Source organism: Cytobacillus oceanisediminis (assembly GCF_004366035.1).
GTDB classification, from domain to species: Bacteria; Bacillota; Bacilli; order Bacillales; family Cytobacillaceae; genus Cytobacillus; species Cytobacillus oceanisediminis_C.
This window is the reverse complement of record NZ_SOEE01000031.1, coordinates 1-15,696: the sequence shown is the minus strand read 5'-3', so window position 1 is coordinate 15,696 and position 15,696 is coordinate 1. Positions and strand designations below refer to the sequence as shown.

Genomic DNA, 15,696 nt, shown 5'->3' with positions numbered 1-15,696 from the left:
AATGAAGTATTACAAAAAGCATATAAAGAAGCTGAAGATGCTGCTTCAAGATTAGCGCACCAGAGGCACTTAAAATAATGATGTGAATGGAGAAGTATACGAAAACAACAGGTATGGACCGTAAACTTCGTGAACTTATAAAAATTGGGATTCTCAAATAAATGGAAGTGCATATTGTATTAACATGCATACAACTAATGCTTAAAAAATGGTAGATGTGCTTCAAGAGAGCGCAAATTTTACTCAGATGGTGAAAAATTGGCTCTTGAGTCGACAGAGTAAGTAACTTTAATTCCGACAAAACGAGTTCCAGAAGAGCTTTATCAACGAGTGCGTGAGCACTATGACGAAAAATAGTATGTTGAACTTGTTCTAATAATTATTCGCGCTAACACTTGGAATAGAATTTCTATTGCAATATGGGATACAGCAATTGAAACATAATAACTTTCAGCAAGCATCTGTTATTGTTCGGTTAGGTTACACTTAATACTATTGTTTATCTTCAGCAAACGGGCGCGATTGTTGAATAAATCTTTTATTTTACCCACCTCCAAAACAGAAGGCGGCGTGCGTTTTGGAGGTATTTAACTTTTAAAAAATTGTTATTACTGTGACATTTACTTATTGGGGGTGGTGTCAGCTTTGCTGGCACTTCTCATATTATGTGTTAATAAGTATTTTCTCTTCGATCTTAAGGGTGTTTTTTCTTTGATAAAAAGCAGTTATTCTACATTGATTAAACACACCAAAAGATCGAATCATCAACATAAGTACAGTGGTTGGTGATGAAGGGAATCCTGGTAAAGTGAACTATGCAGCAGCAAAAGGGGGTTAGGTTAACGAATTAGCAATCCGGAATATTACAGTCAATTCGCTTTTTCATGGGTTTATTGAAGCTGACATTAACTCTTATTTATCAATAATATGAACATGGAGAGAAGAAATTATGAGTTGATTCCGTTCAGGCAGGCTGGAACGCCGGAAGGTATTTTTTTTGCATGGATGTGAAGCGTCACCGAGCACTAAACCGATGATTGCCAATCGCAGACCTTGTTGGTCAGACACCAATTGTGAAACTAAACCGTTTAGCTGCATCCAGTTCCAAGTTCCGGATACCTATCACATCTCACAGATTATCGGGGAAGGAGTAGCAAACTCGGCGGAGACAAAATACATAGCCGGCTAAATGATTCATGTCGATATTGGAATGATTATCTGAGTAAAAATAAGGAGTGACATAATGAGAGAAACGGTAGAGAGAAATGGAAAATGTATGACCCTGATTGATTTGAGTGATAAGTTAAAAAATAGTACGTCAGAATTCGAGCCGAGTCCTCATAAAATCCAATACTCCTCTCACAAACAAGCGGTAAGAACTACTAAGAAGTTTTTAGGGATTGGGAAGGAGTATTGGCCAGAAGGAGAGGGGTGGGCGGTCGAAGATGTTGAGCTTTCGACTCACAGTGGAACGCATATTGATGCCCCTTATCATTATGGGCCGACTATGAAAAGTGGGGAACCAGCACGAACAATTGATGAGGTACCACTTTCTTGGTGTTATGGAGATGGTGTTATACTGAGTATGACTCATAAGCAGGCTGGCGAAGCCATAACAATTGATGATTTACAAGCTGAACTTACCCGAATTGAATATAAGCTGAAACCCTATGATATTGTATTGATTCGCACAGATGCTTCGAAGTATTTTGAAAATAAAGGCTATGAATTCCAACATCCTGGTTTGATTCGTTCGTCGACTGAATGGCTAGTGAATCAAGGAGTAAAAATGATAGGAATCGATGCTTGGGGGTTAGATAGACCCTTTAACGTATTAGCAAAAGAAGCATTGGAGGGGCAAACTCAGTTTTGGGAAGCTCACTTGCTTGGACGAGAAAAAGAATATTTGCAGATCGAAAAACTAACCAATTTGGATCAGCTACCCAAACCATACGGGTTTAAGGTTTCAGCTTTTCCAGTCAACATCGAAAAGGCAAGTGCTGGTTGGGCTCGGGTCGTAGCTATACTGGAAGATTAAGATCAATTCATTGGACTTTGTCTGAACCTCGACTTTCTTATTAGGCAAAGTGATAGGGTGATGCTCAAACCCGCATGATCATCGCTTATAAAAAACGAATTCACCCGATGCTTGGAATAAAGTCCTTGTGGACTTGCTAACGAATTAATGCGGGAATAAAAGTGATGCACAGGATCAAAAAAGGACAGACTCTTCAAAGTGAGATGTTTGACCAAAATCAAATAGAATTCATCTTTCAACTTTTTGGACTAGTTGCTTATGACCAGGGAATACTAGAAATCTTTTACCTTTTTATATTTTTCTTAAGTTTATTAAGATAAAGAAGAAAATATATACCTATAAGTATATGGGCGAGCCCTAAAGCTCGTTTAATGACGACTCTTTTGGGCATTTTTATTTTCACTACTGATACTCCTTTGCCTAACGTCATTTCCATTTTTTATACTTTTTCACCCTCTTTAATAGATAATAGTTCTTGTTGCGTCATTGTAAACAGTGAGTACAGACAGTTACAGATATCCGAAATCAGAGTTTAAGCTGAGGGATCTTCGTGATGAGACGAGTTCGTAAACATAGCAAACCAGGAGTCGAACACTTGCCGACAGCGGACTATCTTCTTCAATCAAATGAAGTTGACAAAGTTGACACTCTAAAAAAATATTGTTAAGATAGTTCTGTTAAAATGGAGTGATCACTACAAAAAATATAAGGGAGCGAATGACGTTATAAAAGTGTAATTGATTCAAGAGAAGAAATCACCAACGCACCTGAGGATATACAAATACAACTTTTTAGGCATGTTAATGAGCAATCGTAGTCCGAGATACCTTGATGAAAACATACATAATAATAATGGTTGATTTGAAAATATGTGAATACGAAGTAATGGATATCTTTGTGGGTTGTTATTTCAACTTAGATAAAAGTCTCGTTGCTCTTATATTAAAACCAACACACTAAGGTGGAAATGAACTAGACAAATAGAAAAGCGGAACTATCATAAGCCGAAATGGAAGTGACGAATGATGCTTCTATTTTGGCTTTTTCCATTTAAATATTTAGTATGGATAATGAATAATCCTATTCCCAGACATAAAAAAAGGACTGATAGAAAAAGATGAACAGTTCTACATTTTCATTTAAAGAAAAAACTCAATTATTATTAAAGTATCTAGAGGTAAATCCTTACCACTATAAATCTATTATTGATTGCACTCCTGATATTGTTTTTGTAATCGACATAGAAGGCCGCATTATTAAACCAAATCGAGCATTTGAAAAATTATCCGGATACAGTAGCGAAGAATTGACCCAAATGACATTACAGAATTTAATGGGATCCAAACAGGCTGATAAATTTTTACATCATTTTCAGCTTGCGCTTAAAGGAAGTTTGGAAAACTTTGATTGTTCGATTATACATAGTAATCAAAATCGTGTTGCTCTTAATTTCACTCACTTTCCAGTTGTCGTCGGAAGTGAGATCTTAGGTGTTTATGGAGTTGGTAAAGATATTACAGGAATCATGCATAGCAGGAAAGGGTTAGATGAAAAGGAATTTCTATATCAGTTGCTGACAAGTAACTCGTTGGGAATGATTACTAGCACGGATTCAGATGGGAATTTCATCTATTTTTCTCCTGCTTTCCTCCGGATCCTTGGATATACTCCAGATGAATTACTTGGAACAACAAGTTTCGGTTTGATCCATATTGAGGATTTTGAAAAAGCAAGAAAAAATCTAACACACCTACTTAACAAAAAAGAAAGTGGTTTTGATACATATCGTGTTCGGAAAAAGAATGGAGGCTACATTTGGGTTGAGTGCATATGTAAGCCACTAATTGATTCTAATACAAATCATGTAAAAGAAATCATTAGCGTAATACGGGATATTTCGGAAAGAAAAAAAGCCGAAGAAGATATAAGAAACAGTGAAGCACGCTATCGAAATATAATCGAACACACTCCCGACGCTATTATTGTTGTAAAGGATTCAATTATTGTCTATACCAATGATACAAGCCTAGAACTTTTAGGTGCCACAACCAAAGATGAATTACAGAATAAAAGTGTTTTTGACTTTTTACATAACGAATATATAGCCTCGGCTCAAAGAAGAATTCATCAATTAAAAAATGGCCAAACGGTTGACTTTAAGGATTACAAAATTTATCGATTGGATGGGAATATTTTGGAGGTGGAGGTCAAACCCGTAATAACTGTTTTTCAAAATGAGCCTGCAATTCACTTGATCATTCGTGATATTTCCAAAAAAATACAAACACAACAACTACTAGTACAATCGGAAAAATTAACGGTGGCTGGGCAGCTTGCAGCAGGAATTGCCCATGAGATTCGGAACCCGCTTACTGCAATTAAGGGATTTTTACAACTTATGGAAGCGAAACTTACCGATTATAAGACATATTTTGATATTATTACTTCTGAAATGGAAAGAATTGAAATCATATTATCTGAGCTTTTGACTCTTGCTAAACCACAGGATATGAAATTTGTCAAAGGTGACATTGTACAAATACTTGAAAATGTTAAAACTCTCATAGATACACAAGCACTTATGAACAATATCGAAATCATAACATTATATGAAACGAATATTTTCTCCATTTTTTGTGATGAAAATCAATTAAAGCAAGTTTTTATTAACTTCTTGAAGAATTCTATTGAAGCAATGCCAAAAGGTGGAAAAATTTCGGTTGAATTACAGAGTCTTGGGTTTGATAAGTTAAAGTTATTATTTATTGATGAGGGTAGGGGAATTCCAGATCACATATTAAATCGAATTTACGAACCTTTTTTCACCACAAAAGAGACAGGCACCGGACTAGGGTTAATGATCTCAAAACAAATCATAGAAAATCATAATGGGACCCTTCACATAAGGAGTGATAAAAAAGGAACAATCGTTGAAGTTATTTTACCAATATTTTAATATTTTTATACAAGACTGCTGCTGAACATATTTTAGAAAAAGGGACCTTCCTAGACGATTGGTCCTTTTCTTAAATCATTATATTTTCCACTTGTCCCCGATTGATGATCGCATCTTTCATTTTTATTAATTGGTAAATACTACTACTATGTATGTTATTTTTTTCTAACATGATTTGTAATAATTCTTTTACATCGATGCTAGATGATGCTTTAAGGGAATTCTGAAAAGTAGACATTATTTAGTAGCATAGCCGCTACTTTATTATTATGAATACTCTCTATCCGATAAATTTTTGATTGAGCAATATCGCAAAAAAATACTTATTGGTTCACCTCAAAAGGTTAAAAGTCAACTTAGGAACCTTCAATTTGAGTACGGAGTAGATGAATTTATGCTTGTTTCATTACTTCCTGATATCTAACAAAAATTTAAATCATTTAAATTAATAGCAGATGAAATGCAACTCAGTATTCAGCTAAAAAATGTATAGATAGATAACATTTAATATCTTTAGAATTGTTTAAAAAGACATTATAAATAAGGTAGGAAAAATGAAATATCTAAAATTTTTTGGTATTCAAGCAGCAAGTGTCAACTCGGGGGAAATAAGCTATATATTACAAAGAAACATGTTCTTACAAGCATTAAAAGTTAAGTATTAATAATTTATATGAATGAAGTGAGACTCCTATTTTATAGACTTATATAAGTCGAATTGAAAATTACATATCGGTATAACAATAGCCAGTAATCCTAAAATAAGAGAGATCTGCTGCTAATCACGCTATATCCTGGATAGCCGACACTGAGTACAATAGATTTAATAAAAGGGCGGCTAAAAACAACCGAAGCTGAAAAAAGAAAAATAGCCAGAAATCTCTACGATCGCAGCACTATGAAAAGTAATCTTACTACAATTCATGACATTTTTAATTCCGTGTCGTGGAAACTGGAGTAAAGTAGTCCTCCAGATATCGTTGTTCCAGTTAGCGATATTCTATCATGTGTCATAAATGATGAGATGAGTGGATGCACCTGTAAAATACCAGATTTTGTGAGTCTGATAAACTATTCATTATAAGAGAGGGTAATACTCGTGGATGTAAATGTCCGACTTTCCAAATTTGTATATAGGATAGATCAATAGGTTGAAAAGAACCTGAATCTTTTTCCCACGTAAAGATGATTCAACATCATAAAAGTTTCTATCCCCATCATTACACCCTTTTTATGTACTGTGCACTCTTCTTACTCTGTTAAGTTAACGAGGGTCTGCTAACATTTTGAAAAATATATAAACGAAACCGTTAGATCCCTGATTAAACGGATATGATTAACAGGATTTTTGTCATATTGACAGAGAGCCTGTTTTTTATGTTCTACTTTAAGCTGCTGTTTCGAATATAGGTGTGTAATTTTATTAAAGTATTTCGTTTCACGAAAAAAATGTTAGAGAAATTATCGAAATTAATTGAAAATTATTAAAAATATGATATATTATATTTAATTAATTCAAAATTTAGAATATTGGTTCTATTATCGAACCAAAAGGATGTGGACAGATGAGTTCAAAGACAGTTAGTAAGGCATTAAGTATTTTGGATGTGTTTACGCCCGATCGACCAGCTTGGGGATTGCGAGATATTGCTAGGGAACTAGAGATAAGCCATACGATTGTTCATCGGCTTTTGAAGACTTTTGAAGAAGAGGGGTATATTTTCCAGAACCCAGAAACTCATAAATATGAACTGGGAATTAAATTTATTCAACTCAGCAATACTGTCGAAGAACGACTAAGGATCTCGGATTTAATCAATCCAATAATGAAGAATATTTCGGTCGAAACCGGAGAAAGTGTTGTTTTTACGGTGATTGATAATGAAGAAGGACTGTTCGTCAAGATTGTCGAGAGTGAGCATCAGGTCCGGTTTGCAGAATCCGTTGGGAAAAGGGGACCGCTTTATATCGGTGCCTCTCACAAGGTGATTCTTGCTCATCTTCCAGACGAAGTCCAGGATAAGATCATAAATCAAGGATTTTTGGACCATGCCCCGCAACTCGTATCGAAGAAATCACTCCTTGAAACACTGGAGTTCATTCGTCAGCAGGGCTGGTTTTACACAGCCGGCGAAACGCTTAACGACGCTGCTGCTATTTCAGTTCCGGTTTTTGATCCGAAAAAAAATGTTCTAGGCTCGATTTCGGTGGCCGGACCTAGTTACCGGTTCACAAAAGAACAAGCAGAAAAGGTGCTGCCGGTTATAAACAAATATATCGATAAGATTGACGACATTTTTAGTAAAGTATTTTTTCCATCCAGGAGAGACTATCTTCTTAAAAATATAACCTAGCAAATAGGAGGGGGTTGAATGAGTAACAAGATTCTAGAAGTGAAAAATCTGGTTACTGGCTATCAAGGGAAGGACGGTTTCATGAAACCGGTCGACGGCGTATCCTTTGATATCGAAAAAGGGGAAACGATTTGCATTGTCGGAGAATCTGGCAGCGGGAAGAGTGTTACATCGATGAGCATTATGCGCCTCGTTGAATTTGAAAACGGGAGGATTCTTGACGGTCAAATCCTTTTTTGCGGGGAAGAGTTATCGAAGAAAAGCAATGAAGAGATGAGGCAGATACGCGGTTCTAAGATATCGATGATATTCCAGGAACCTCTGACAGCTCTTAATCCCGTATTTACCATTGGGAAGCAAATCACGGAGGCGATTTTATTTCATCGTTCGATGGGTAAAAAAGAGGCCTGGTTACGGGCGGAGGAGCTTGTCCGGTTGGTTGGGATCTCGGATCCCAAGCAGCGGTTAAAGCAATATCCCCATGAGCTGTCAGGGGGAATGAGGCAGAGGGCCATGATTGCAATCGCTTTGGCCTCAGAGCCCGATCTTTTGATTGCCGACGAACCGACTACTGCCCTCGATGTAACTATTGAGGCCCAGATTTTGGAGCTGTTACGTTCTCTAAGGGAAGAACGGGGCATGTCGATCATGCTGATTACTCATGATATTGGCGTCGCAGCGGAAATGGCGAACCGAATCATCATCATGTATGCGGGGAAAGTCATGGAGGTTGCCGAAACGAAGGATCTTTTTGACCAGCCATTACATCCGTATTCAAAAGGATTATTGGAGTCAGTACCGCGAATGGATGGCGAACGCGGTGTTCCACTGAAATCTATATCAGGATCCATCCCGAGGCTGAATGAGGTACCTCCAGGGTGCCGGTTTTCTCCGAGATGTCCTTTTGTTACCGATAAATGTCATAAACAAGAACCGGCATTGGAAAAAAGAGGGACTAGGCAGGTTGCCTGCTGGCATGTAGATGAATTGTTTGAAAAAGATCTGTTAGCGATTAAAACAGAGGGAGGTGTACCGATTGAATCCTAATCAGCCTTCTAAAGAACCACTTTTGAAGATCGAGAATTTAAAAAAACATTTCACGGTTAAAAGCGGTGGTTATTTTAAACAGAGGAAGAAGGTCATCAAAGCGGTGGATGATGTCTCGTTTACGATTTACAAAGGGGAGACGTTAGGATTGGTTGGTGAGTCCGGCTGTGGGAAATCGACTTTGGGCAGGAACATTTTGCGACTCCAGGAGCCTTCCGATGGAAAAGTTTATTTTAAGGATAGCAATATTTTAACCTTTAAAAATCGTGAACTACGAAAGCTGCGTAAACAGATGCAGATTATCTATCAAGATCCTTTCAGTTCGTTGAATCCACGCTTTACCATCGGTCAAGTCATTGGAGAAATGTATGACATCCACGGATTTGCCAAAGGGGCGGAGAAAGAAAATCGGGTAAAGGAAATGCTTGAGTTGGTTGGTTTAGACCCAAGTCGATACACAAGTTTCCCCCACGAATTTTCGGGAGGGCAGCGGCAACGGGTTGGAATTGCAAGGGCACTTGCCCTTAATCCCGAATTTATCGTGGCCGACGAACCGGTTTCCGCACTGGACGTATCGGTTCAATCCCAGGTACTAAATTTATTGATGAAACTGAAAGAGGATCTTGGGCTGACGATGTTGTTCATTGCTCACGGTCTCAATGTAGTCAGACACATTTCCGACCGAGTAGGTGTCATGTATCTGGGTAAAATTGTTGAACTATCTGAAACAGACAATATCTTCGATTCACCTGCCCATCCTTATACAGCGGCCTTGTTATCAACAGTACCAGAAGTGGATCCAATGTTAAAGAAAGAACGAATTATTTTAAAAGGTGAAGTTCCATCACCAGCATCACCGCCATCAGGATGTACCTTCCGAACACGCTGCCCACTGGCGACGGAACGATGCAAAGTGGAGGTCCCGGGATTAACAGAAATCCGGCCTAACCATTTTGTCTTTTGCCATTATCCTCTTGAAGCTGGACAAAATCTTAAAGAAGTAATTGCCTCCAGGGGATCTGTAACCAGTTAAGGTTTCTATTAAAAATTAAAATAAAAGGAGTTTTAAAAATGCCAAAAGTAATCAAGCAAGGAAACAAGAAAATCTATGATGGCTACAAATCTTTCCAGTATTTAGATGCGGGTGAAGATTATAAAGAGTACGAGCTTTCCAAAGAAAACGACCGTGTGGAGCCTTATGTTTATCCGGTGTCAGAGGATCATGAAGAACTCGTGCAAACGATTTTGGAAGAAGACAACATCATTAGCATGCATGAGCATACTTTTGTTATGCCAGAGAATCTAAATGAATTTTACGAGTTTAGAAGACAAGGCCGTGATTGGACTGGCTATGAAGCATTAAGTCAATCCGGTTTGGATGTTATTTTTGAGAACTTCATGGATGGAACAGCGATGGTCACCTCTCAAGCTGGCTGGAAATGGTCCGATGTCATTCATGACCTTGGAATCCGTTTCAGTGATATTGCCCACCAGGATATGGTATTTAAAGCAGAACGAATTGCGGACCTTTACCGTGCCAAAAAGGAAGGGAAAATTGCCTTTGTCGCAGCATTAGAATCATGCACGATGATTGAAAACGAACTTGACCGCTTAGACGTCCTCTATGGATTTGGAATTCGTACAATGGGAATTGTTTATTCCGAAGCGAACCAATTAGGTTCTGGTTTAAGAGAGACAAGAGATGGCGGTTTAACTGTATTTGGAAAACAAGCCGTGCGTCGGATGAATAAACTAGGCATTACCATTGACGTCTCTCATTCTAGCGATCTGACATCATTGGATACGATTGAACATAGTGAAAAGCCGGTTACGATTAACCATTCCGGAGCTCGTGCATTATGGAATTCAAATCGCCTAAAGCCAGACACCGTTCTGAAGGCTTGTGCGGAAAAAGGTGGAGTGATCGCGATTGAAGCTGCGCCGCATACGACGATTACGCGGAATAACCTAACCCATTCAATCGAATCGTTCATGGAGCATTTTGAATATGTAGCCAATTATGCGGGAATTGACCATGTTGCCTTCGGTCCAGATACCCTTTTCGGTGATCATGTCAGTATTCACGATTTATTAACGAAACAACTTTCCATTAAGAGTTCACATGGCGACAACTCCTTCCCGAAAGTGAAATGGGTAGAAGGACTTGAAAATCCGGCAGAATGTTTACCGAATATCATTCGCTGGTTAGTAAAAAAAGGGTACAGCCGCGAAGATATCCGAAAAGTTGTTGGCGGTAACATTCTACGTGTATTAGAAGCAACGTGGGCAAAGTAAAAATTTGAGAGGAACGATAAAAATGAAGTCTAAAAAATCGAAAATACTTAGTCTGTTTTTACTTTCATTTGTTCTTCTTTTTTCCGGCTGTAACTACGGAGGTGATAGCAGTTCCACCACCTCCTCAGGTGAAGGCTCAGAAGAAACCACCACCGGACCGAGGAAAGGCGGAAAGGTTACGATTCCAATTGTCGCTGATCCAACCTTTAACCCGTGGCATCCAAATGCCTATGCAGAATCAAATGTCATTAACCGGGTTATTTTCTCAGGGTTAACACAGCCAGGGAAAGATTTATTACCTGCCCCAGACCTAGCTAAAGAATGGTCTACTTCTGAAGATGGACTGGAATGGACATTTATTCTAAGAGACGATGTAAAATGGCATGACGGAGAGAAGTTCACCGCAGAAGATGTTGCCTTTACATTTAATGAAGTCGCCTTGAACAAGAAATTAGGTGCGAATAACTCCTCTTATTTTCAAAAGTTGAAAGAGGTTCAAGTTGTTGACGACTACACTGTCAAATTTATTTTGGCATCACCGGTCGCGGCGTTACCAGCATATTTAAGCTTTAACACTGAGATTATCCCGAAACATATTTTTGAAGGACAAGATCCATGGGAGCTTACTTCCTTTAACAAGCAAAAGCCGGTTGGTACTGGTTCATTCAAGATCAAGAGCTATACTTCTGGACAAACTGTCGTGTTAGAACGTAATGATGATTACTATGGTGAAAAAGTATACTTAGATGAAGTTGAATACAAAGTGCTAGCCGACGCAAATACTCACGTAGCGCAGGTTCTAAGTGGTGAACTATCCATTTTTGCCCTGGATGATCTTGCTGCGATTGACCGAATTAAAAATGCCGAGGGTGTTGAGGTAGTGGCAAGGGATACCACACGTTTCTTCTGGATCATTTTGAATCAGCAAATGGAACAATTCCAGGACGTAAAGGTTAGACAAGCCGTTCTTCACGCGATCGACCGTCAAAATATCATCGATACTGTGTTAAAGGGATATGGAACCATTGCAGACACAGGGATCGCTCCAGCGTTGAAAGAGTACTATACCGATGATGTAAAGCGATATGAATACGATCCTGAACAAGCAAAGAAACTGCTATCGGAGGCAGGCTTAAAAGATACGAATGGTGATGGATTGCTCGAAAAGGATGGCAAGACGTTTACGATTGATTTCAAGATTGGAATACAAGGAGATATAGAGGCCGTGTCGCAAATGGTGCAGCAATACCTGAAGGCAGTAGGTCTTGATGTCAAACTCAATACAATGGAATGGAATGCAATGATCCAGGATGTCGTTGTTAAGCGTAATTACGAAATGAGCTTGAACTGGTGGAGATATCCCTCCGATCCTGATCTATCGGCTTACATGCATTCTGCCAACGTGAAAGGAAATAATATTCCAGCTTATCAGAATGCGGAGTTGGATAAGTTGTTAGATGCTGGTGCACAGGAAAGCGACGTTGGAAAGCGTAAAGAAATATACGTGGAAGCTCAAAAGATGATGGCTGAACAACTTCCATATATCTTCTTATGGTATCCGCAAGAAGCACAGGTCCGTGTAAAAAAGCTAAAGGGTGTTCCAGATTTGGCATTTGGAGATGCCCTCCATTACATCAACGAGTGGTATATCGAGGAATAAACCTATCTGATGGAAGTGTACATATTGGTACACTTCCATTCCTAATAAGGAGAGAGGAGGAGTCGATGTGCTTAGATTTATGATCAACCGCGCTGGACAAAGTGCCATTTTATTACTGATTGTTACCCTCATCACCTTTTTTCTTGTGAATCTGGCTCCAGGTGGTCCGGCCAGTACTATGAGGATGGAAGCCACTGAAGAAGAACGCCAGGCAATTGTTGAAAAATTAGGATTGGATCAACCGGTACACATTCGTTATGTCGAGTGGTTAAAGAATGCCCTCCAGGGTGATCTTGGCACCTCTTTTACATCTAGTGAGCCGGTCATCCAACGTATCATGGAGCGCCTTCCTTACACAATTGAACTAACGATTTTTACCATTGTTATATCTGTCATTCTTGGAATCTTCTTTGGCGTCATTTCAACCGTTAAGCGGGGAAAGGCCGGGGACCATGTCATCAATTTTGTGAGTGTAATTGGTTTGTCCGTTCCAGCCTTTTGGCTCGGACTTATGTTAATTTTACTGTTTTCGATTACGTTCAAATGGCTGCCATCATCAGGGGTGGGCCCCCGTGGAGCCGAATTTGAGCTATGGGGTTGGATTTCACACTTGATTATGCCTGTCCTAATTTTAACGACAACGGTACTTCCTCATATTGTCCGTTTCACTCGTTCGTCGATGTTAGAAGTAACGTCTCAGAATTACATCCGAACAGCAAGGGCAAAAGGAGCGAAGGAGTCGGTTGTGTTATATGTTCATGCCTTAAGGAATGCATTGATCCCGATTATCACGATTATTGGCATGCTGATTCCACGCCTGCTAAGTGGAGCCGTCATCACAGAAGCTATTTTTGGATGGACTGGCATTGGTACGTTAATTATCGATGCAGCACGGGGAAGGGATTATCCGCTCGTTATGGGGATAACCGTGATGATTACGATAGTCGTGGTTTTTTGTAATTTAATTGTCGATTTTCTCTATTCTAGGGTTGACCCAAGAGTGAAAAACGTATAAGAGGTGAGCAGGATGGAAGTTTCAACTCAATCAACTATTCAAGCTGATGTGAAGACACAGGTGAAAAATAAGAAATCTACATTACTAAGTCGCTTGCGTGAAAATAGATTCGCTTATTTTTCGCTTTGGTTCCTGGTTCTGATTCATATAGTTGTATTCTTGGGACCATTCCTTTGGACCGTTAATCCTGAAGATCTTCAGCAGGCTGGCGCTTTAGCAGGCTGGTCCTTACAGCATCCATTTGGTACGGACGATCTCGGCCGTGATGTGTTCGCAAGAATGCTCACTGGAGGCAGGGTTACATTGGTTGTCGGTTTAGGGGCGATGTTGTGTTCTCTTTTGATTGGTACGGTGATTGGGGCGTGTGCCGGCTTTATGGGTAAGGTCGTAGAGGCTGTTTTAATGAGGCTCACCGAAGCGATGATGGCAATCCCAACATTTTTCTTTGTGCTTGTTGCCCTAACTGTACTTGGAACAAGCCCTTTGATGGTGGTACTGGTGATTGCTTTTTCTAGCTGGATGGAAATTGCACGGGTCGTGTATGGCGAAACGTTGAAATGGAAGCAATATGAATTTGTTGAAGCAGCAAATGCGTCTGGGGCGACACCATTTCGGATTTTGACCCGATATATTATCCCACAAATCATTCCTTCCATTATCGTGGCGGGTACGTTAACGATTGCGGGAGCAATTTTAACAGAAAGTGCGATTAGTTATCTAGGATTGGGGATTCAGCCTCCGACTGCAACTTGGGGGAATATGCTGCAAAATTCCCAACAATACATCTGGACAGCACCAGTCCTTGGAGTCCTTCCAGGAATTGCGATAACGGTGGTTGTGTTGGCTTATAACTTTCTAGGCGATGGCCTACGTGACGCCTTAGATCCAAAGTTTGTTAAGAAGTGATGTTATTATTAAGGGGGATTTAGGAGAATGTTCATTACCGTTAATGATAATGAATTATATTACGAGATTCACGGAAATCCTGAAGGGGAAACGATATTTTTCATTCATGGGGCGCCAGGCTTAGGGGATTGCCGCGGCGACATTAATGCCTTTTCTGAGCTGGGCGACCAATACCGGCTTGTGTTCATGGACATGAGAGGTTCTGGCCGTTCGGAAGGAAAACCGCCATTTACCCATGAACAATGGACTGCGGATATCGAAGAAATAAGAAAGCAGCTAGTTGGGGGCCCCATTAAGATTTTGGGCGGCTCTTATGGTGGGTTTTTAACATTGGAGTATGTGCTTAGGTATCCGGACAATGTAACCCATGTGTTATTACGTGACACTTCGGCGGATAATACGTTTGATCATTTATCGATTGATCAAGCGTTGGAGAGTGATTTGCCTGGCATTACGGAGGAGGGAATCCACCGATTATTCGACGGCCTGGTACAATCCGATGAAGAGCTGAAGGAAATGTTCTCTGCGATTCAGCCGTTATACACAGTGAAATATGACGAAGAAGCGGTGAAAGCTCGATTGGATTCGATTTATTATCGCTATGAAACTCACAATTATGCGTTCCGATACAATAAGCCTAACTTTAATGTTGTTCCTGCATTGCATAAGATCTCAGTGCCAATGCTGGTGACCGTCGGACGGCATGACTGGATTACGCCGGTTGTCTGTTCAGAGGTGATTGCGGAGCATGTGCCTAATTCCAAGCTAGTTATTTTTGAAAACAGCGGCCATTCACCGCAGCATGAAGAAAACGAAACATATTTACGATCAGTACGAGATTTTTTAGCTTAATACTTTTCGACAAGGGTCACTAACTTCTTTTTGAATGAAATAAATGCACTTGTTTTAGGAGAATGGAATGTGCCATTTTTTTGAAATGAAAAGTGTACTCTCTCTGGTTGAAAATGGGTGTCATCGTTTTTGGGTAAGAAAAAATCAAAACAGCGAAATTAAAAGAGGATGGGTAATGAGAGAGACAATTCTTAAAAAAATGGGGTAGCGGGTTTCACAGTTCCGAAAAAAATATATCAGGTTGATTATGTTTCCATTTAAAGACATTCTATTTTCCATATTGATCACATCCTTTTTTAGAGTACTAATATCAGTTGTCCACGTTTTATTGCTTGTAATTTTCTTGAAATTCATGCACCAGAACCAATTTGTTTACTAAACTGTGAGTTATATAAAAAAGGAGCCCGTTAAGCACTAACTAACGAGGCTCCTTTCTAATGTAAGGGAGTTGATTTAGAGTATGTATCCTTTTGGGCGGGATTGAAGAATTTTATAAAATTTATTAAATTGTAAGACTTATTTAATACTTTGTATATTTTGAAGAAAGATTTAAGTAGTAAGATAAATAGCGAA

General features: G+C 39.3%; 10 protein-coding genes and 1 pseudogene. All 11 read left to right on the top strand.

Features of this window, described 5'->3' with window-relative positions; translation table 11 throughout:
- The first annotated feature begins 86 nt into the window (after positions 1–86).
- The 11 genes and pseudogenes from DFO72_RS30285 to DFO72_RS28410 all read left to right on the top strand — a co-directional run bounded on the left by DFO72_RS30285 (position 87) and on the right by DFO72_RS28410 (position 15,123).
- A pseudogene (locus DFO72_RS30285) lies at positions 87–444 on the top strand (carboxymuconolactone decarboxylase family protein).
- 799 nt (positions 445–1,243) lie between these two features.
- On the top strand, positions 1,244–2,038 hold the full coding sequence (locus DFO72_RS28455; RefSeq protein ID WP_243856312.1) for a cyclase family protein: 795 nt from the start codon (positions 1,244–1,246) through the stop codon (positions 2,036–2,038).
- A 1,117-nt stretch (positions 2,039–3,155) separates the two neighbouring features.
- A complete protein-coding gene (locus DFO72_RS28450; RefSeq protein WP_134177331.1) occupies positions 3,156–4,994 on the top strand; it encodes a PAS domain S-box protein in 1,839 nt (612 codons plus the stop codon).
- A 1,565-nt stretch (positions 4,995–6,559) separates the two neighbouring features.
- Positions 6,560–7,348, top strand: coding sequence for an IclR family transcriptional regulator (locus DFO72_RS28445; protein ID WP_113885773.1), 789 nt, complete (start codon positions 6,560–6,562; stop codon positions 7,346–7,348).
- Between the two features lie 18 nt (positions 7,349–7,366).
- A complete protein-coding gene (locus DFO72_RS28440; protein ID WP_113885774.1) occupies positions 7,367–8,395 on the top strand; it encodes an ABC transporter ATP-binding protein in 1,029 nt (342 codons plus the stop codon).
- Entirely contained in the window at positions 8,385–9,428 is a 1,044-nt protein-coding gene (locus tag DFO72_RS28435; RefSeq protein WP_166672574.1) for an ABC transporter ATP-binding protein, read from the top strand. Before DFO72_RS28440 ends, DFO72_RS28435 begins: the two co-directional genes overlap by 11 nt.
- Positions 9,429–9,466: 38 nt before the next feature.
- Positions 9,467–10,690 carry a dipeptidase gene (locus DFO72_RS28430; protein ID WP_113885776.1) on the top strand — a complete coding sequence of 408 codons (1,224 nt, stop codon included), beginning with the start codon at positions 9,467–9,469 and terminating at the stop codon, positions 10,688–10,690.
- Positions 10,691–10,712: 22 nt separating this feature from the next.
- Positions 10,713–12,350 (top strand): ABC transporter substrate-binding protein, encoded by a 1,638-nt coding sequence (locus DFO72_RS28425; protein ID WP_113885777.1) that lies wholly within the window; start codon positions 10,713–10,715, stop codon positions 12,348–12,350.
- 67 nt (positions 12,351–12,417) lie between these two features.
- Positions 12,418–13,365 (top strand): ABC transporter permease, encoded by a 948-nt coding sequence (locus DFO72_RS28420; protein ID WP_113885778.1) that lies wholly within the window; start codon positions 12,418–12,420, stop codon positions 13,363–13,365.
- A gap of 12 nt (positions 13,366–13,377) precedes the next feature.
- A complete protein-coding gene (locus DFO72_RS28415; RefSeq protein ID WP_113885779.1) occupies positions 13,378–14,271 on the top strand; it encodes an ABC transporter permease in 894 nt (297 codons plus the stop codon).
- 27 nt (positions 14,272–14,298) lie between these two features.
- Positions 14,299–15,123, top strand: coding sequence for an alpha/beta fold hydrolase (locus DFO72_RS28410; RefSeq protein WP_113885780.1), 825 nt, complete (start codon positions 14,299–14,301; stop codon positions 15,121–15,123).
- Positions 15,124–15,696: the final 573 nt, after the last annotated feature.

What these genes read in the sequence shown, in the direction of transcription:
- DFO72_RS28455 (WP_243856312.1), top strand. Translation starts at nt 1,244, where the DNA reads ATGAGAGAAACGGTAGAGAGAAATGGAAAATGTATGACCCTGATTGAT.
- DFO72_RS28450 (WP_134177331.1), top strand. Translation starts at nt 3,156, where the DNA reads ATGAACAGTTCTACATTTTCATTTAAAGAAAAAACTCAATTATTATTA.
- DFO72_RS28445 (WP_113885773.1), top strand. Translation starts at nt 6,560, where the DNA reads ATGAGTTCAAAGACAGTTAGTAAGGCATTAAGTATTTTGGATGTGTTT.
- DFO72_RS28440 (WP_113885774.1), top strand. Translation starts at nt 7,367, where the DNA reads ATGAGTAACAAGATTCTAGAAGTGAAAAATCTGGTTACTGGCTATCAA.
- DFO72_RS28430 (WP_113885776.1), top strand. Translation starts at nt 9,467, where the DNA reads ATGCCAAAAGTAATCAAGCAAGGAAACAAGAAAATCTATGATGGCTAC.
- DFO72_RS28425 (WP_113885777.1), top strand. Translation starts at nt 10,713, where the DNA reads ATGAAGTCTAAAAAATCGAAAATACTTAGTCTGTTTTTACTTTCATTT.
- DFO72_RS28415 (WP_113885779.1), top strand. Translation starts at nt 13,378, where the DNA reads ATGGAAGTTTCAACTCAATCAACTATTCAAGCTGATGTGAAGACACAG.
- DFO72_RS28410 (WP_113885780.1), top strand. Translation starts at nt 14,299, where the DNA reads ATGTTCATTACCGTTAATGATAATGAATTATATTACGAGATTCACGGA.